Origin of the sequence: Leuconostoc lactis (genome assembly GCF_007954625.1) — a bacterium.
GTDB classification, from domain to species: Bacteria; Bacillota; Bacilli; order Lactobacillales; family Lactobacillaceae; genus Leuconostoc; species Leuconostoc lactis_A.
In genome coordinates, this window is sequence record NZ_CP042420.1 from 626,979 (window position 1) to 647,148 (window position 20,170).

13 protein-coding genes and 1 pseudogene are annotated in these 20,170 nt (G+C 45.1%); 13 read left to right on the forward strand and 1 reads right to left on the reverse strand.

Going from position 1 to position 20,170, the window contains the following annotated elements; translation table 11 throughout:
• The first annotated feature begins 4 nt into the window (after window positions 1-4).
• The 13 genes and pseudogenes from FGL80_RS03220 (at window position 5) to FGL80_RS03280 (ending at window position 15,507) form a co-directional block, all read left to right on the forward strand.
• Window positions 5-2,374, forward strand: coding sequence for a YhgE/Pip family protein (locus tag FGL80_RS03220; RefSeq protein WP_055308484.1), 2,370 nt, complete (start codon window positions 5-7; stop codon window positions 2,372-2,374).
• Between the two features lie 51 nt (window positions 2,375-2,425).
• On the forward strand, window positions 2,426-2,926 hold the full coding sequence (locus FGL80_RS03225; RefSeq protein WP_055308483.1) for an RrF2 family transcriptional regulator: 501 nt from the start codon (window positions 2,426-2,428) through the stop codon (window positions 2,924-2,926).
• Between the two features lie 165 nt (window positions 2,927-3,091).
• Window positions 3,092-4,984, forward strand: coding sequence for a beta-glucoside-specific PTS transporter subunit IIABC (locus FGL80_RS03230; RefSeq protein WP_055308482.1), 1,893 nt, complete (start codon window positions 3,092-3,094; stop codon window positions 4,982-4,984).
• Between the two features lie 12 nt (window positions 4,985-4,996).
• Window positions 4,997-6,463 (forward strand): glycoside hydrolase family 1 protein, encoded by a 1,467-nt coding sequence (locus tag FGL80_RS03235; protein ID WP_147001802.1) that lies wholly within the window; start codon window positions 4,997-4,999, stop codon window positions 6,461-6,463.
• Window positions 6,464-6,552: 89 nt separating this feature from the next.
• A complete protein-coding gene (locus tag FGL80_RS03240) occupies window positions 6,553-7,425 on the forward strand; it encodes an AraC family transcriptional regulator (protein WP_147001803.1) in 873 nt (290 codons plus the stop codon).
• Window positions 7,426-7,524: 99 nt separating this feature from the next.
• Window positions 7,525-8,739, forward strand: coding sequence for an MFS transporter (locus FGL80_RS03245; RefSeq protein ID WP_055308479.1), 1,215 nt, complete (start codon window positions 7,525-7,527; stop codon window positions 8,737-8,739).
• Between the two features lie 176 nt (window positions 8,740-8,915).
• Window positions 8,916-9,635: pseudogene (locus tag FGL80_RS03250) on the forward strand (alpha/beta hydrolase fold domain-containing protein); the annotation flags it as partial.
• Between the two features lie 153 nt (window positions 9,636-9,788).
• Window positions 9,789-10,694, forward strand: coding sequence for an ROK family protein (locus FGL80_RS03255; protein WP_055308478.1), 906 nt, complete (start codon window positions 9,789-9,791; stop codon window positions 10,692-10,694).
• A 94-nt stretch (window positions 10,695-10,788) separates the two neighbouring features.
• On the forward strand, window positions 10,789-12,270 hold the full coding sequence (locus FGL80_RS03260; RefSeq protein ID WP_055308477.1) for a 6-phospho-beta-glucosidase: 1,482 nt from the start codon (window positions 10,789-10,791) through the stop codon (window positions 12,268-12,270).
• Between the two features lie 110 nt (window positions 12,271-12,380).
• Window positions 12,381-12,836 carry a MarR family transcriptional regulator gene (locus FGL80_RS03265; protein ID WP_055308476.1) on the forward strand — a complete coding sequence of 152 codons (456 nt, stop codon included), beginning with the start codon at window positions 12,381-12,383 and terminating at the stop codon, window positions 12,834-12,836.
• The gene (locus FGL80_RS03270; RefSeq protein ID WP_082424348.1) at window positions 12,836-14,176 is read left to right on the forward strand and encodes a dihydrolipoyl dehydrogenase family protein; all 1,341 of its coding nucleotides are present in this window, start codon (window positions 12,836-12,838) and stop codon (window positions 14,174-14,176) included. The genes FGL80_RS03265 and FGL80_RS03270 overlap by 1 nt, the downstream gene beginning before the upstream one ends.
• 14 nt (window positions 14,177-14,190) lie before the next feature.
• A complete protein-coding gene (locus FGL80_RS03275; RefSeq protein WP_055308474.1) occupies window positions 14,191-15,147 on the forward strand; it encodes an NADP-dependent oxidoreductase in 957 nt (318 codons plus the stop codon).
• Window positions 15,148-15,507, forward strand: coding sequence for a DUF1304 domain-containing protein (locus tag FGL80_RS03280; protein WP_010000758.1), 360 nt, complete (start codon window positions 15,148-15,150; stop codon window positions 15,505-15,507).
• Between the two features lie 36 nt (window positions 15,508-15,543).
• Here FGL80_RS03280 and dsrLL read toward each other — a convergent pair whose 3' ends face one another.
• Complete coding sequence (gene dsrLL / locus FGL80_RS03285; RefSeq protein ID WP_186737168.1) at window positions 15,544-20,040, reverse strand: dextransucrase DsrLL; 4,497 nt, start codon at window positions 20,038-20,040, stop codon at window positions 15,544-15,546.
• Window positions 20,041-20,170: the final 130 nt, after the last annotated feature.

The window sequence follows — 20,170 nt, forward strand, 5'->3', positions numbered from 1 at the left end:
GCGCATGAAGTTTTGGCAAAGTGAAGAATGGCAGCGAATTGGTAAGCTGCGTGGATTGAAATTATTATTAGTTGGAATTGCCATGATTCCAAGTATTTATGCTGTAATTTTCTTGTCATCATTGTGGGATACCTACGGTAGATTAGACCATTTGCCGGTGGCCATTGTGAACAATGATCAGCCGGCCAAGATTAACGGTAAGACACAACATTTAGGACAAGACTTAACCGATAAATTATTGCGAGAACAACCGTTAAAATTACGAGAAGTTTCCTCGCAACAGGCTCGGGATGGCTTAGCATCTGGTCATTATTATATGACTATTACCATTCCTAAGAACTTTACACGTAATGCAGGAACATTGCTGAGTGATCAACCAAAGTATGCTAAAATTGCCATTGCCCAAAATGCCGGACAGAGTTTTATTGCAGAAAAAATGACAAGTTCAGCAGCGGTTAAGATTCAAGATAGTGTCAACCGCTCACTGCAAAGTGTCTATAATAAGACAATTTTGTCAGCAACAGCAGCTTCTCAAAAAGGTTTTCTAGCTGGTTCGGATGGCGCTCGTCAGCTCAATAATGGCTTGGGTCAATTAGCTGATGGTAGTCGCCAACTCAACAATGGGGCGCAAGCCTTATCACAAGGCACTTCAACTTTGGCAACAGGTTTAGCACAGTACACACAAGGTGTCGCCCAAGCTAATGGTGGTGCTGGGCAGCTCGCTAGTGGTGCGGCAACAGCTGCTAATGGCGCTAATCAGTTAGCAGTAGGGACGTCGCAATTAGCCCAAAATGCCCCAAAGTTAGCAGTTGGAAGTCAACAAGTTGCGGATGGTGCACAACAATTAGCTACTAAGTTACAAGAATTGAGCGATGGGATTGTCCAAGGGCAATCGGCAAAGGCATCTCAATTAAAGGCCTTAGAAGATGGTTTGACAACATTGACTCAGTCTGTGAATGCCATTAAATTACCTGAAACACCTGATACCCAAGCAATGACACAAGCGGGACAGGACTTACAGGCTGGCTTGACGGGGGCAAGCACAGATGCTGCGCAACTAGGCAAGTTAGCAAACGATCCAAAGTTTCAAGCTTTTCTAGCCGCTAATCCAGATATTGCCCAACAATTTAGTGCCACAACCAATGACCTGAAAGGTCATTTAACGCAAAGTGGCCAAGCTGCAGCAAGTCTAGCAAACAGTTTGGCGCAATTAAAGGGGTTGCTGCCAAAACTTGATGGTTTCAAAACGAAATTAGCGCAATTACAAGCTGGGGTTGCGCAGGCACAAGCCGGTAATAAAGCTGCTATTGATGGCTTAAACGGTAGCTTAACGCAATTGAGCCAATTATTATCACAACAATTTGTGCCAGCAGCGCAAAAATTAGCAACTGGTGCTGGTCAAGTTAATGCTGGTCAACAACAAGTCACGACAGCAGCTGCACAGTTGCAAGCAGGTGCTGGTCAATTGGCACAAGGAAATGGCCAACTTTCAGCTGGGGCCGCACAATTAAATCGTGGTCTTGGGCAACTGACAGCTAAAAACGGGCAATTGACGACGGGGGCCGGTCAATTGAACCAAGGTACGCAACAGCTGACGACGGGTACTGCCCAAGCGGTTTCTGCTTTGGGACAAGCGCAAGATGGCACGATGACCTTAGCAGCCAAGCTTGCGGATGGTGCTATTCAACTTGATCAGATTCATAGTCAACCAAGTAACGTGAAGGCCTTGACGCAACCTGTTAAGCAAACCCAAAAGAACTACTCGAATGTGGACAATAACGGGACAGGGATGACACCTTATATGATGTCAGTTGGCCTCTTTGTTGGTATGATTACGTTTAGTGCGATTTATGACTTTGTAACAGTCGCTAAAAAGCCACGTAGTGGCTTTGCTTGGTGGGCCGATAAGCAAACAGTGAATATACCTGTTTGGATTGCCCAAGCCCTCATTATTACCACGTTATTGTTGTTAGTAGATGGCTTACATCCAGAAAATGTGGTCATGCTGTACATTGTGGCATTAGTCGTTGCATTTGCCTTTAATCAATTTGTCTTGCTCTTTAGTATCATGTTTGGTAAATTAGGTTCGGGCCTCATGATTGTGGCGCTGGTACTGCAATTAAGTGCGAGTGCTGGTTCATATCCAATTGAATTATCAAATGGCTTCTTTCAAGCTATTCATCCATGGATGCCAATGACCTATTCAGTGCACGCCTTCCGTGAAGTCATTTCAATTGGCGGTCATGTTGGTGGCGACTTAGCCGTGCTATTAACTATTGGCGTGGTGTCAATGGTCCTCACATGGGGTGTTTACCATTGGAAGTTACAGCACAATGCGCTGATTTGGCCAAACCAAACGGAAACAACAAACTAATAGTTACCGGTTGTGGAGAGCCGGAATTTTTGGGGGGAGACGGAGAGAATTATGAAAATGTCATATGCAGTGGAGCAAAGCTTAGTGGTATTAGTCATGTTAGCTTTGCAAAAGGACGCCTTACCGGTGAAAAGTTACTTATTGAGTAATCGCCTAGAAGTGTCGGAATCTTATTTGAAGAAGACGATGCGTAAGCTTGTAGTGGCAGGCATTGTTGAAGCGATTGCGAGTAAAGAGGGTGGCTTTAAATTAGCGCGATCGATTGCTGATATTACATTACTTGATGTTTATGAGGCGATTGAGGGCGATGGTAGTTTCATTCATTCAACGCAACTAGCGGATCGTATTTTCTTGAGTCAAGCTTCCGAGCAACCGACAGTAGCTGTGCAACAAGCATTGGATGTTGCGGTTGACGACGTGTTGAGTGTCTTCAACGACGCAGAACAAGATTTCAAAAACCGCTTACAGAATTATACAATTGCTAAATTATTGCGCCACGTGAACGCAGATAATTTTGAAAAAATTGACTGGCGACAGATTCATCTCACATAACGACGTTTGTCGTTATTTTTTTTGTCAAAAATATGGCTTGGTGGTTGGGTTAGTACGCATTTAGTTCACAAATTGACGATTTTAGCCGCAAAAAGTTACGTTTCTCTTTGTTGAAAGCGCTTACAATTGTAGGTAGTAAAAGCTTTAGGAATAAGAGGAAGAAAGATGGCTAAATATACAGAGTTAGCTGAAGATATTTTAGCGCATGTTGGCGGTAGCGAAAACGTGAACGGTCTGCGACACTGTGTGACGCGCTTACGGTTCAATCTCAAAGACGAGAGTTTGGCTGATACCGAATATTTGCAACAACGTGATGGCGTTGTGACCGTGGTGAAAGCTGGTGGTCAATATCAAGTTGTGATTGGTAATCAGGTGCCGGATGTTTATGATGAAGTGGTGAAAGTGGGGCATCTCCCCGTTGGTGGTGAGGCGGCAGCTGACACTGAAGATACGTCGGGATCAAAAGGGAATTGGTTTGATCGTTTTATTGATGTCGTGTCAAACTTGTTTCAACCTATTTTGGGCGCATTGGCCGCTGCCGGTATTTTAAAAGGCATCACGGCAATTTTAGCCGCTGCTGGCATGCCAAAAACTGATAGTGTCTATGTGGTGATGAACGCGATTGGGGATGGTTTGTTCCAGTATCTCCCCATGCTATTAGCCGTCACTGCTGCTAATAAATTTAAAATGAATGTTTACACAGCGTTGGCTATTGCTGGTGCGCTGGTTTATCCAGGGTTACCCCAGTTATTAGCCACTGCTAAACCATTTATGAGCTTGACGATTCAAATACCAGCGGGTGGTTATTACAGTACGGTTTTACCGATTATTTTGGCAATCTATGTGGCTTCAAAGATTGAACGATTTATGAAGCGCCATACGCATGATAACGTGAAGATGTTCTTTGTCCCAATGGTGACGATTTTTGTCACGTTGTGGTTGACGTTCTTAGTTGTTGGACCGATTGCCAATACGGCTTCTAACGCCGTCGGCGCTTTCTTTATCGCCGTTTATAACATGAGCCCAATCTTGTATGGCTTTGCCATGGGTGCGGGTTGGCAGATTCTGGTCATGTTTGGCCTACATTGGGGAATTGTCCCATTGATAATCACACAAATTGCCACAATGGGTTATTCACCATTGATGGCAGCCGCCGCTTTGCCAAACTTCACTCAAACGGGTGCGTTGACTGGTGTTTGGGTTAAGACAAAGGAAAAAAAGGTGAAGACAGGGGTTATCCCAGCCATTATTTCATCAATCTTTGGTGTAACAGAACCAGCGATTTACGGTTATTCATTACCTATGAAAACGCCGTTTATTGTCTCGATTATTTCTTCCGGTATTGTCGGCGCCTATCTAGGTTACTTTAAGGTCTTAACTTATATCAACGGTGGTTTGGGTATCTTTATGTATCCATCTTATATCGGACCAAATGGTAGCTTGACGGGTGTGATGCACATGATTATTGGCACGATTTTGGCGATTGTCCTTAGCTTTGTGGGAATGATGTTTGTCAAAGTGCCAAAGCTTTACGATAAGTCAGTCCCAGCCACTGCTGGTACGACGTCAAGTACTCAAGGAACATCAGCTCAGGTCGAACTACAGAGTGAAACAATCAAGAGCCCGTTGGCTGGTAAGACAGTTGCTTTGGCAGACGTAGCCGATGAAGTCTTTGCTTCGGGGGCAATGGGACAAGGGATTGCTATTGATCCGAGTCAAGGCGAAATTGTGGCACCAACAGCAGGTGAAGTAAAGATTTTGTTCCCAACCAAGCATGCGATTGGCTTTGTCACGGAAAATGGTGCTGAATTGTTAATCCATATTGGCATGAATACCGTGGAATTAAATGGCCAACATTTCACCGCACACGTTGCTCAGGGCGATCACGTGAAAGCAGGTCAAAAGTTAGTATCATTTGACGTTGCGGCCATTCAAGCTGCGGGCTATCCGGTGGTAACCCCAGTGATTGTGACAAATTCGCCGCAATATGTCGCGATTGAAACGACCAATGAACCAACTGTCACGACAGCAAGTGACTTGATTTTCCTGAAAAAATAAGGAGGCATTAATATGCAAGCGAAACAATTTCCGGCAGACTTTCTCTGGGGTGGGGCCACTGCGGCAAATCAATTTGAAGGTGGTTGGCAAGACGGTGGGCGTGGGCCGGCCACGTCGGATACAGCGGTAGCTATTGATCCCAAGGATCGTAAGACCGCACTTGATTTTACCGCACCAATGAGCAAAGAAAAGGTCTTGGCAGCTTTAAATGATGAAGAAGGACGTTATCCCAAGCGCTGGGGTTCAGACTTCTATCATCGCTACAAAGAAGATATTGCGTTATATGCAGAAATGGGACTCAAGACGTTTCGACTGTCAATTGCTTGGTCACGTATTTTTCCTAACGGGGATGATGCGGAACCAAATGAAGCTGGCCTACAATTCTATGATGCAGTGTTTGATGAATTACGCAAATATAACATTGAACCACTGGTGACGTTATCGCACTATGAAACGCCGATTGGGATTGCGTTAAATTATGGTGGTTGGCAGAATCGGGCGGTAATTGATTTATTTGTTAAGTATGCCAAAACGGTAATCACGCGTTATCAAGATAAAGTGAAGTACTGGTTAACTTTTAATGAAATCAATGTTATCGGCGTGTCTGGTTACGTGGGCGGTGCTTTACTGTCAGATGATGACGCGTATACGCTACAAGACTGCTTTCAAGCAGCGCATCATCAGTTTGTCGCCTCTAGCTTAGTGACACAATTTGCACATGAGCTAAACCCTGATTTAAAAATTGGGATGATGCTGGCGCGAATGCAAGCTTATCCGGCGACACCTAATCCGTTAGATGTTTTGCAAGCCTTAAAGTTGGATCACGAAAATCTATTTTATTCAGATGTGCAGGTACGTGGTAAATATCCTGCCTATGCTAAGCGTTTCTTTGCTGAAAATGGGATTAATTTGCAGATGGCACCTTCCGATGAGGCGATATTGGCGGCTAATCCAGTTGATTTTATGTCGTTTTCATACTATATGAGCACGGTGGCACGGCATGAACCAGGTGCAAATATTGAAAAAACATCGGGTAATTTTGTTAACGGTGAGGCCAATCCGTATTTAGAGAGTTCAGATTGGGGCTGGCAGATTGATCCGGTTGGCTTGCGCATCACGTTAAATTATTTGTATGATCGTTATCAAGTACCGTTGTTTGTTGTCGAAAATGGTTTAGGAGCGCTTGATACGGTGACAGCGGATGGTCAGATTCATGATGATTATCGCATTGATTATGTGAAGCAACATATTCAACAAATGTATGAAGCCATTCAAGATGGTGTTGAACTTTTGGGTTACACAACTTGGGGGATTACAGATTTGGTGTCAGCTGGGACATCGGAGTTTTCTAAACGCTATGGTTTTGTTTATGTTGACATGGATGACCAAGGGCAGGGGACATTTGACCGCTTACGCAAAGATAGTTTTTATTGGTATCAACACGTGATTGCGACGCGGGGTGCGGCCGCATTTGATTAAAAAATGAACCGAGGGTGATACCTCGGTTTTTATGTAACCGTTTTCAAATTATGATATGATAGGTAAAATTGTGCGAAAGAGGACAGCAAATGAGGTCGCAAGCTAATCGTGATATGGGCGAACCGTTTACACATGAAATTGTCAAACCGGTAGCGCTGAACTTGCCAGTGTATTGGATTATTCATAATGCAAAAGAACAGCAACATGCAGTACCACGGCATTGGCATAAAGAATTAGAATTGAATTTAACGGTGAGCGGGCATATTGACCAATTTTCGATTGATGGTCAGACTTTTGATACGCAGACCGGGGATGTGTTAGTGATTAATTCAGGCAGTATCCATACGATTCCGTTGCAAAAAGTTGGTAGTGAAGCGATGACCTTATTTTTTAATAATGACTTTTTGCGGACGGCCTTACCAAACATTTCTGAACTTGTTTTTGTCACCCATCCTAATGGGATTGATAGTGTGACAAGTACGGGGTTGGTTGACTATTTTTATGCGATGCATCATACGGTGAAAAATGATCCAACAAACTATCTACGGATTACGCGTTTAGCTTATGATATTTTAGATGAATTAGTGTTACATTTTTCCAACCATGATTTTGGTGTGAATCCGCATTTGATTCAGGCGAAGGACGATAAACTATATCAAATTTTGTGGTATATCAAAGCAAATGTCCAACACGGTCTGACGGTTTCAGCGCTGGCGGCGCATTTTGGCGTCTCCACAAGTTATTTGTCCCGATATTTTAAAATGAAGTTACAGATGACACCGCTTGAGTATTTACAGGCGATTCGGTTGCATAAAGCCTATCAATACCTCATGAATACCAATAAATCAATTAGCTGGATTTCTGACATGACAGGTTTTGGTGACGTCAAATCCTTTGAACGATTATTTAAAAACACGTATGGTATGTCACCCAAAAAATATCGTCAACAGTTCACAAACTGACTTAAAAAAAGACGATAATTGCGTCGTTTCTAAAAAGAAAGCGCTTACAATATAAGATATTGAAGCGCTTTTTAAATGATAGAAATGAGGTTATCGGATATGGATTCATCGGTTCAAAATGCTAGGTTATTCAAACTGGCGATTCTCTCAATTTCATTGGTGTTAACGGTGACGACTGCTGTCTCAACTGCCTTGCCGGCAATGATTGCGGCGTTTAAACAATATCCACCGACACAAGTGGAAATGCTCACAACGCTACCAACCATTTCACTACTTATTACCGTGTTGGCCAGTTCGTGGATTGTCAAACACATTGGTGCGCGCCACGCAACCTTGATTGGTCTAGTATTGGCACTGCTGGCGGGCTTGGTACCAGTCTTTGTGACACAATATTCGGTGATTTTCATCTCCCGTCTCTTGCTGGGTGTTGGCGTAGGGCTGTTTAATAATTTGGCCTATAGTTTAATTATGGCAGTTTATGACGGTGAAGAACGGCAGACGATGCTAGGTTTTCAATCCGCTGTCGGTACAGTCGGCAATGCCGCAGCGGCATTTGTTGTTGGTTTGTTAGTCACGAGTGGCTGGCAAATGGCCTTTAATGTCAACTGGCTGTTTGTTGTACCGCTAATCTTATTTGGTTTATTTGCCGGGAAAATTGATCAACTGACTAAGGTTGCGGTAGTGGCTGACAATACACAAGCATCTGTCAAAAAGAAAGCAACAACGAATGTTGCGGTTCTTGGTTATGTTGTTCTAATTGCGACTTTTTTCGCCTTTTACTTTGGCTTAATGCTCAAATTAGCTGGTTTCTTGGTTGAACAGGGACTAGGGACTGCTGCTACGGCGGCTGCCCAACTTAGTGTGATGTCTTTGCTTGGTTTGGTGCCCAGTCTCTTGTATGGAAAAATCTATAAGCATTTACGGCGACTCACGATTCCGACTGGTTTAATCTTTGCTGGTCTGGGACTGTGGGCGATTGTCTCAGCCAATACGGTGGGGATGGTCTGGATTGGTGTGAGCTTTGTGGGTTTGGGATTACCTATTTTCATGCCGGCCGTCTTTGGACGGGTAGCAGAAGTACAACCCGTGGGAACGTCTAATTTATCGTCGGCGCTGATGTTGGTCGGTATTAATGTGGCTGTTTTCTTGTCACCACAAATTTTAGCCTTGGTCACACCATTAACGGGCCAGACAACAAATAAAGCAACCTTGTTAGTAGCCACGTTGATGATGTTCTTGTTGGCTGCGATTCAGTTAGCGTTGGTAATCTACAAGCGGCCAACCATAAGGCATCATAGGAGGATGGGACTTTGACACAATTTGACACACAAATCGATCAGACGAATGGCGTCGTCATTAAATTAGTGCCAGATACGCAAACAGGTGGGGTCTTAGATCCAAAGGCACGGGCTGAATTAATGGCGGCCCAAACGCAAGCAGCAGATCAGCAAAACATGACACCACCAGATATTGCTACGATGCGTGCAGCGATGGGGTGGCCAGCGGCCCAAGATATTGCCACGCATGAGTTAACCGTCGTGGATACGACTACGGCCTATGGCGTACCGCTGCGAACGTATGTTAAGACACGTTTGATCGACCAAACATTACCTGTTATTTTCTTCTATCATGGTGGGGGCTTCTTTGGCGGATCTTTGGATAATGTCGATAAGCCAGCACGAGCCTTAGCTGATTTGGGCGATGTACGGGTGGTTTCGGTGGCTTGGGCCCTAGCACCAGAGCATCCTTACCCAGAAGGTTTTTTGGAAGCCTATCAAACAATTACTTGGACACTCAATCAAAGTGGTTGGCCGATTGATACCACAAGGGTCTCCGTGTTAGGGGACTCTGCTGGTGGCGGTTTTGTTTATAGTTTGGGTTTGTTGGATCGGGCTTTAGGTGTCAATGCTATTAGCAAAATGATTGCGTTTTATCCGGTGACGTATCAAGCGCATGATCCGAGATTGACAGCTTGGCTGAGTGATGTGCGGCGCTATCCCATTGCTGTGGCTGATGAGGCATTGTTATTGCCCTACTTACAAGGCTTTTTTGCTGGCGAGGGCTTAATTGATAAAATTTATATTCGACAAAGTGATGCTACGAGCGTTTACCTGTCACCTTTGTTAGCGGATACCGTGGCGCTAGCGCAATTACCGCCATCGCTGACTGTGATTGGGGAGTATGATCCATTACGTTTTCAAGGTGAGGCGTTTATCCAAAAAGTGCGAGCAAGTGGCGGGCAAGCAGCATATCTACGCTACAACGGTATGAGCATGCGTTTATGGATAAAGTTGGAGATTTCGCACAAGCCGAGGATGCGTTACGCGAAGCAGTCGCGTTTGCTGTTAAAAAGGAGTGATAAAATGGATCGTAATTATTTGGCCATTGATATTGGTGGGACGAATTTAAAGTATGGCATCGTTAATCGTGCGGGTGAATTAATTGAAAAACATAGCACGCCGACCGTCACGATGGATTTACCGGCATTTATGGCGCAATTGACGGCTATTGTAGCGCCGTATCAAGACCAAATTAAAGGCGTTGGCATTGCGGTACCAGGCAAGGTTGACCATCATGATGAAACGATTTATGGTGGTGGGGCTTTACAGTTTTTAGACCAAGTAAATTTACCAGCAGCCTTACAGTTAGCCGTGCCAGTCAGTGTTGAAAACGATGGGAAAGCGGCAGCATTGGCAGAATTATGGCTGGGAAATCTTAAAAATGTTCAAAATGGTGCCGCCGTGGTATTAGGCACCGGTGTTGGTGGCGGGTTAATTTTAAATGGCCAATTATATGCTGGGAGTCATTTCCAAGCAGGGGAATTAAGTTTTATGGCATTAGATACTGACTTGTCAGATCCCAACCATTGGATGGGGAGTCAGGGGAGTGCCGTCCGGATGATTGAACGTGTTGCCACCGCCCTGGATTTAGCGGACTCACATGATGGTTACGCCGTTTTTGAGGCGATTAACCAAGGTGATCGGCGCGCATTACCACAATTTTTGGCCTATACACAAACCATCGCGCACCTGATTTATAATTTGCAAACGGTGATTGACGTCGAACGGGTGGTGATTGGTGGTGGCATCAGCGCGCAACCCATTGTTGCTGACCAGATTCAAACCGCTTATCGGGCGTTATTAGCGCAGAATGCGGTGATTGCCAACGTGCTCACGCCGATCCCAATTTTATCGAGCCGGTTTGGCAATGATGCTAATTTGTATGGGGCAATTTATCATTTGTTGATGACGATTAATCAAGAAGTTTAGGTTCACAAAATGTCCGAAATTTTGACCAAAAAGCGGATTTTCTAAAAAAGAAAGCGGTTACAAGTAAAGTATTAGGACAAAAGGAGCCAATGACATGTCAAAAAAAGGATTACAATTACCAGAAGATTTTCTATGGGGTGGTGCGATTGCTGCGCATCAAGCCGAAGGGTATTGGGACGCAGATGGCAAGGGCGTTTCGATTGCGGATGTGTTAACGGCCGGTTCGCATGAGCAACCCCGTGAAATTACTGACGGCGTGGTGCCAGGGAAAAATTATCCCAATTATCACGGGATTTATTTTTATAAGACATACAAGGAAGATTTAGCCTTAATGGCCGAAATGGGCTTTAAAGCCTTTCGGACATCGATTGCCTGGACACGGATTTTCCCTAATGGCGATGATGCTGAACCCAATGAAGCAGGGTTAGCCTTCTACGATGACTTGTTTGACACAATGCATGCCCTTGGCATTGAGCCAGTTATCACGTTACAACACTTTGAGATGCCTTATCATCTGGTGACGGCCTATGGTGGTTGGGAAAATCGGCAAGTGATTTATTACTTTGAAAAATATGTGCGGGTCGTGTTTGAGCGTTACAAAGACAAGGTGACGTACTGGATCACGCATAACGAAATCTCCAATCAGGCCAATCAAGCGGAAAAAAGTAGTCTATCAGAATTTCTTGTGTGGACGAATTCTGGTTTGAAATTCACGCCAGAGATGACGGTTGATGAACGGCAAGCCGCGATGTATCAAGCGGCCCATAACGAGTTGGTTGCAAGTGCTCGTGCCGTGCGCATTGGTCATGACATCAATCCGAACTTTAAAATTGGGGCAATGCTTAATGTGGGGACGCTTTATCCTGCATCGACAAAACCAGCTGATCAATTGGCGGTGCAAAAAGCCAGACAGCAACGTGACTGGTTTAGCGATGTGCATATTCGCGGCGCTTATCCGCATGAATTGGAACAATTATTTGCCCGTACAGGCTGGCGTTCTGATGTGACGGCGCAAGATTTTGAAGATTTAGCTGCTGGTACGGTGGATTATTTGAGCATTTCTTACTATGCGTCATCGGTCATTCGGGCAAAAACGGATGCGGATGCGGAATTAGATGCGGCCACGCAATGGGAGACTGTCCCCAATACTGAAATCAAAGCTAGTGATTGGGGGTGGGCAATTGATCCGCAAGGGTTACGCTATGCGCTCAATGAAATTAACGACCTTTATCCAGGGTTGCCAATTATGATTGTTGAAAATGGGTTTGGGGCGTATGATCAACTTGACACGACCACCGATGAGCCAACTGTGCATGATGATTACCGCATAGCTTATTTAGGGGCGCACATTGCCGAAGTTGAAAAAGCAGTGGTGAATGATGGCATTCCCGTTATCGGCTACTTGTCTTGGGGACCAATTGATATTGTGTCGGCCGGTACAGGCGAAATGAAGAAGCGTTACGGCTACATTTATGTTGATTTAGATGATTTTGGTGAAGGTAGTGCCAAGCGGTATAAGAAGGATAGTTTCCACTGGTATCAACAAGTGATTGCCAGCCGCGGTGAAAATTTATAAGTCAAATACACAAGGGTTTTCCTAATAAATAGGACAAACCTTTTTTTGTTTTACTTGCAATTTATATCGTATGCGATATAATTACATGACAGAAAGGGGCGTTAACAGATATGATACCAGCTGATTATCTTTATGATGAACTTTGTTTATCCGTTTATAACACGAACCGTTATTTTCATCGACTTTATAGTCGCGTATTAGAACCTTATGATTTGTCATACTTACAATACATGAGTCTTTTAATCATTCATCAACAAGGCCCGTTGAAGTTAATGGATATTGGTGCAGCGCTGGATTTATCGAGTAACACGCTCACACCAGTCATTGATAAACTGGTCAAAAAGTCATGGTTGCACAAGGCACCCAGTCCAACTGATAAGCGGGCCAAGGTCTTAGCGATGCCAGCTGACAAACAACCTTTATTTGCACAAATACTGGCCGAGGTCGATGCTATTCGCGACCAGTTATTGGCGCGCAGTGGCCGACCACTTGAAGAAGTTTTGCGTGAAAACCAAGCGTTAAATCACATTTTACAAACGATGCTAACCGAAAAGGAAGAAGGATAATCATGTACGATATTATTTTTATTGGTAGTGGCCATGCAGCATGGCACGGTGCGCAAACACTCGCGCGTGCTGGCAAGAAGGTTGCCTTAGTTGAGGCCAATAAAGTCGCGGGAACTTGCACGAACTTTGGCTGCAATGCCAAGATTTTGTTAGATGGCCCTGCAGAAATGATGCATCATTTGCACCACTATCACGGTATTGGCATTAACGACACGCCTGATATTATTTGGCCAGAATTGATGGCTTACAAGCACCAAGTGATTGATCCGTTATCCGATGGTTTGGCAAAAATGCTATCTGTTGACGGCATTGATATTATTGCTGGTCATGCGCAATTTATCGACGCACAAACGATTATGGTGGGAGAGGTCCAATATCAGGCTGATCAATTTGTAATTGCGACTGGTCAACGCCCCGCAAAGCTACCAATTACGGGTGCTGAATTCACGCATGACAGTACCGATTTCTTGGATTTGCCAGAAATGCCAAAGTCAATGATTTTTATTGGGGCGGGTTACATTGCGATGGAATTTGCGTCAATCGCCCATGCAGCGGGTAGCCAAGTGACTTTGATTGAATATGGTGACCGCGCGTTGAATGGCTTTGACGCGGACTATGCGCAAAAAGTTGTGGCTGATATGTCAGCCAAGGGGATTCAGTTTAATTTTGGTCAAGCTGTCGCCAGCGTGACCGTATTAGACAACGGGCAATATGCCGTAGAAACAGCACAAGGGCAACACTTTGAAGCTGAATATGTCATGGATACCACGGGGCGCGTGGCTAATATTGATGGCCTTGGCTTAGACACTATTGGGGTGGCCTACGACCGCCAAGGCGTCTTGGTGAATGATCATTTGCAAACGAATGTCCCTAACATTTACGCCAGTGGTGATGTGATTTCAAAGCCAATTGCGCGATTGACACCAACGGCAACCTTTGAATCCCACTACATTGCCCGCGTACTCTTGGGAGATCCTACACCAATCACTTATCCGGTTGTACCAACGGTGGCCTTTACGTTGCCACGTGTGGCCCAAGTAGGTGTGACGCCTGATGAAGCAGCTCAATGTGACGACTTACAAGTTATCGAGATTCCTTATGGACAAGTGATGCGTTTCCAAACGTTAAATGATACCCACGCCGCCATTAAAATTGTGCTGAACCAAAAGCAACAATTGGTCGGCGCTGCCTTAATTGGTGATTTTGCACCGGAAGTCATTAACGCTTTGGTGCCAGTGATTAACAAACACTATACGAGTGACGATCTTAAAGGCCAAATTTTTGCCTTTCCAACCCACACGGGGATTATTTTGCCGATGATTGCGAACTATTTAGCTTAATAGGAGATAATGATATGAAAGCAGCAGTGATTAACCAATATGGTGATCGAAATGAATTAACAGTGGTTGACACAGCTGTGCCAACTATTCAAGCGGATGAAGTGTTGGTCGAAAACATTGCGACTAGCATTAATCCGATTGACTATAAGGCTCGTGAAGGCTTGTTACAGCGAATGTTCCAATGGCAGTTTCCCGTGGTGCTTGGTTGGGATGTCGCTGGGAAAATTGTTGCCGTTGGCGATGCAGTGACCGGCTCTAAAGTTGGGGACGCCGTTTTTGCCCGGCCAGATATTGACCCGATTGGACGTAATGGGTCATACGCTGAATACACGGCAGTAAAAGCAGATAAATTGGCATTGAAGCCAGTTAACGTAAGTTTTGCTGAAGCAGCCGCGGTGCCTTTGGCTGGCTTAACGGCGTTACAAATGTTGCAACAACTGCAAGTGAGTGCGGGTAAAAAAGTGCTCATTCAAGCCGGTGCTGGTGGTGTGGGTATTTATGCCATTCAACTGGCTAAAAAGATGGGGGCCTATGTTGCCACAACGGCTAGTCAAGCCAATCATGATTTTGTGGTGGAGCTAGGTGCCGATGAAGTGATTGACTATCATACCACTAACATTCAAGATGTGCTATCAGATTATGATGCGGTCTTTGATATGGTTGGCGATGTCGATAATGGATTAGCGATTTTAAAGCCAGGGGGTCACTTTGTGACAATTTCTGCATCATTAACTGATGCGCAAAAGGCCACAGCAGATAAGACGGTTCGTGAAGGTTGGCTGCAACCAAACGGCCGGGATTTGGCCGTTTTAGCTGCCGACATCGCCGCAGGTGACTTAAAAATTGTCGTGGACTCTGTTTACCCATTGACGACGGCAGGCATTCGAGCAGCGCATGAACGTAGTGAAACGCACCACGCGCGTGGTAAAATTGTGGTACAAATTAAACCAGAAGAAAATGGGGGAGAATAAATGATAGCATTGGTCATCACGGCGCTAGTCGCCATTGAAGCAATTGGCATTATGGTTGTTGAAGTTTTTGGGTCAACACCACAACAAGCAAAGGCGTTTGAATTAAAGCCTGAAATTGTCGATATTCCTGAAGTCAAGACATTGCTTGGTAACCAAGGGGTGTATAATGGTTTGCTTGGTGTGTTAATCTTTGCCACGATGTTTTTATTGTCAGGTCAGCAACAAGTTTTGATGTTGGCACTGGAAATGGGCTTCATTCTAATTGCGGCGATTTATGGTAGCTTGACAGCTGCCCGCAAGATTATTTTGGTACAAGGCTTGCCAGCAGCGATTGCATTATTGGCATTACTTTTAAAATAACGTAAAAAAACCTACTCAATTGAGTAGGTTTTTTCATTACATGTTGACGAGATCACCGTTGTGATCGAAAATATATTGTTTTTGTGCTTTTGTCAAATGGGTTGAGTTGGTTTGCACACCAGTTGTTTCATCAAAATGTTGCACCTTGTTGTTCACGACTTTAAAGCCCTTCACAAGACGTGCGTTAGCGTCTGTCAAATACCAATCGCCTTTGATGTGGAAGTATTGGTTGGCAACGGCATCCCCAGTTGTGGCGTTAAAGTAGTAAGTAGCTTGAGTGGCTGGATCAGTCACAAAGGCACCCTTCACTTGGACACCGTCAGTCCCAAAGTATTGCAATTGGTCGCCAACGGTTGTCAAACCAGTATCAGCTTGGCCTTGCGCACTTAGGTGTAACCATTGGTCAGCAGCAAGTTCGTAGTATTGGTTTGTGAGCATGGCACCAGCAGTGGTAAAGACGTAAGTCTTGCCATCAAGCTGTTGCACGCCAACGACTAGGTTACCAGTTGCAGCATCGGTGTAAATTGTCTTGTCAGTTAGGACGACGAATTCACCCTTACTTTGATGGCCATCGGTATAGAAGTATTGGTTAGCGCCATTAATGTTTTGCAAACCAGTCACGGCCATCCCATCACCACCAAGGTAGAACCATTGACCTTGGGCGTTTTGTGCGTAGCGATAAGTTGCCATGTTACCGTTACCCGCTTCAAAGTAGTACACGTGACCATTGGCATCAGTCATGAACTGATCCTTAAGTTGATGACCACTTTGATCAAGGTATTGGCGGTGACCATCAACATCCGTGAAGCCGTTGATAGCCATCCGACCATCAGTCCCAAAGTAGTAGGCTGCGCCTGTTTGGTCAACGATGTATTGGTTGCAGACTTGTTGTCCGCGCTTATCGAAGTAAATGGTTGAGCCGTCAGCATTTTGGAAGAAGGCTTGCATCAATTCAATGCCGTTTGGCAAGAAGAAGTAGTGATGCGTGTTGATGGTTTGGGCACCAGTGACCAAATGACCGGTGTTGTCAAAGTAGTAATAGTTCCCTGAATTGTCTTGAACAAAGCTGTTTTGCGCACGCGTACCGCTCAACGTGTAGTAAATAATACCTTGGTTATCGTGTGTAAAGCCAGTTTCTGATAAGTCATTGGTCAATTGCTTGGGTAAGTAGGTGGCATCGTTGTTGTTTGAGACTACGTGATAGTAAGTGCTTGAGCCAGCATCTTTCAAGACATAGCCAGCACCCTTACCTTGAATGTTAGAGCCGTTGAAATACTTACCAGACCATTCTGTGATACGTGTTGACGGATCCATTGGTAAGTTCGTTGAAATTTGCTTAGTTTCAAACAATGAGGGGTACATCGCTTGCAAGTCACTCAAGAATGCGCCACCATATTGGGCTTGGTATTGCCCACCACCACGACTTTGAATCACATAAAGTGAATTTTCGATGTCTGAATTAGGATCTTTGTCACCATATGAGTTCGTCCGTGTTACTGTGGCAAGTTCTTGACCAGGCAAGTTGTAAATTTGGTCAGGGACCCAGTCGGCAATCGCTTGAATACCACTGGCATGCAAGGCTTTAATCGCATCGCGTAATTGGTCTACTGTGCCGTACTTAGTTGGTGTACCGAAACCAAGATCATAACGATCGGTAAAGGCGTAGCCGTTTTGAATGATTGAATCTAAGAAACTCGTGTCGGTACTTGAACGGTATTGTGGGGCCAATTGGAAGCTTGTGACACCCCAGTCCTTAAACAATGACCCGTTCTTGGCAATGACAGCGTTGGTGTATTCGTCAGGGGTTGTCGCAAAGGCTTGGAAGTTTGAGAAACCTTCATAGATTAATTGTGAATCCAAAGCGGCATTTGAATGGAAAGTCTTACCATCAGTGTGGCTAGTTGTATCTGACGCTGTGCGTGCATCTTGGGTAGCTGTGGCCCCAACGGGTACCCAAACAGCTAAAAAGCCAGACACTTGTGGATTTTGGACACCGTAGACATCTTGGCTGTTAAAAATTAAATCGCCGTTGTTGTCTGTGTAACGAATTGGTGCATCATCGGTGTTGTAATAGTCCAAGCCATCTTGCGTTGTGCCTAACAACAGACGGAAGGCTTGCTTCTTGTGGGCAGCACCCATGTGCAACGTGACCGTTTCTCCAGCTTGCAAAGCCAAATCTTTGTTGTTGCTGATGATAACCCCGATACCTTGTGTCCGTGTATCGGCGTCGCCCTTATCAGTGGCAGTCATGGCACCATTACCGTAACGGACAGAAGTCAAAATGTCGTGGTTATCCACAGCCATGGCTTGCCCACCGGCGACATATTGAATACGGGCCTTGAGCAAAGTATCAATCGCATTGAAATAAGGGGACTTCGTGGCCATATATTGACCGTCATCCGTGTAAAGATCACCATAGTAAACACGTGGGACTGTGTCTTTATTAGTCAACAGCATGGCGTAAGCACTTGGCATGTTGTATTGGGTATACTTCTTGTCGGCCAACTTTTGGTCGGCGTTATACACTTTGAAGGCTTCAAGCAACTGTTCTGTTGTTGGGGCTAAGCTATTTTCAACATCAGGATGCAAATCAGAAACGATTTGGGCAATGACCGTTTGCACTTCACTATCATGGGCACGCACGAAACTATAGTTCGGTGTGGCGGTGTTTTCCGTGCTATCGTGGCTACGGTTAACCAAGTAAAAGTCCATGAAACGTTGCATCGTACCACGAATGTCTGAGTTCTTGGTTAGTGACCAAATGAGTTGCGTATGGGCATAGTCATCCATCGTCAACTGGTTGTCCCCAAAGTCATTGACGTAAAGGGGATCATTGTGACTCCAATCTTCCAAGATTGATAAATGTTGGTTCGCTGTCGCATCGTTTTTGTCCACACCATAAACCGCTTTGAAGTAATCAGCCGCAATTTGTAGCAAGTCAGCATCGACGTTATCGACAGCGTCGACACGAATACCGTCAAAGTTCGCGTCAGCATCGTTGGCGGTAATTGAGCCAAAGTTCATCAAGTAGTGCAACCAGTTCAATTGTTCGGCTTGCACGACGGGATTTGAGTTGTCTACGTCGTTAGCTAACAACAATTCGTAGCCACCCTTTGAATTGTCAACCGTATAATTTTGTGTATTGGTTTGGTTCGTTGGGGTGCGGTTGAGTAAGCGGAAATCAGAATTTGTATCTGGTGTGAGGGGGCTGTTCACAAACGTCAAGGCACCCTTTTGCAAATGATCGCTGTTTGGATCTTCACTGGTTTGGTTCCATTGTGGTTGTGTTGTGATGAAGTTTGCCATCGCCGTTTTCAACCAGTCTGTGCTATTTGTCAAACCAATCTTTGTTTCGATGGCTTGTTGCAAAGTTTCACTGGCCTTGTTCAAGGCGACTTGATCATCTTGAAGGGTATAAGGGGTTGGGTTTTCGACAAGCCCAAGTTGTGACATGTAGTTCAAGTAGTTGACTTGGGTTTGCTTATCAGGCCACCAAACCGACAAAATTGGTCGCATGTCCGTGGCTGTTGAAGCTTCCCACTTGTTACCATCGCGCAAAATGTCGGTTGGACGATACCAAGATGATGCCGTCAAATAACCATCAAGATTATCAAAGTCCGAACTGGCAGTGCTGTGCACGGCGTTGTGGGCCGTGTAGTCGTCATTTTGGGCAGTCAAACCTTCCGTGATTTGTGATGTAGTTGCTGACACTTCTTGACCAGTTGTGGCATCAAATGTCCGCATTTGGCCGTCAATTTCGCCAGCATAGCCTTTCTTCAGTTGACCCGCAGCGTCGAAATAATAATTGTGACCAGCGATACTCGTCACGCCGATTGCAGCTTGACCGTTAGCGCCAAAGTAATAAGTTTGGCCGTCAGCGGCCGTGTAGAAGTCGCTGAAGATTTGTTCACCTTGGGTGTTGAAAGCCACTGTTTGGCCGGCAACGTGTTGCAATCCAGTCAAGGCGTTACCCGTGTTAGCGTCAAAATAGTAAGTCTTGCCGTTTTCTGTGACGTAGGCGCCCTTGGTTTGACGGCCAGTGGTATCAAAGTATTGCAAGTGACCCGCGATGGTCGTTAAGCCTTTAGCATAGGATTGATCAGCATTAACATAGTACCAAGCACCAGCTTTTTCCACATAGCCGGTTTGTGGGGCTGGGGTAGTGTCAGTTGCTGGTTGTTGCGGTTGCTCAGTCGTTGTTGCGGTTGTGGCAGGTTGTGCCGGTGTTGGTGCTACAGGTGTAGTAGGCGCGACAGGTGTTTGTTGTGTCGTTGTACTGCTGGCGTCTGCCTGAGCAGCTGTTGTTGTCGCTGCAGCAGTAGTCGGCGTTGTCGTTGTCGCTGACGCTACGGCTTCTGGTGCTGGTACCGTCACTGTCACCTGTGAACCAGTCGTGTTTTGGTTACTATCAGCTGAAGCAGTCGTTGCCCCTGCGACAAAGGCTAGGGCGGCACCGGCTGTGATGACACCACCGACGACCCAGTTTTTACCGGCTTTATAAAGTTTTTTTCTAACTTGTGTTGCGTTTTCCAATATTCTTTTCTCCCATTAACGATTTGTGTTATAGCGAACAAGAGAGAATTATAACGAAGTAAATGTTAAACGTATATCTTTTTACAAACGATTAACAATTGCTTAAGAAGTATCAAAAAAGTAATAGAAA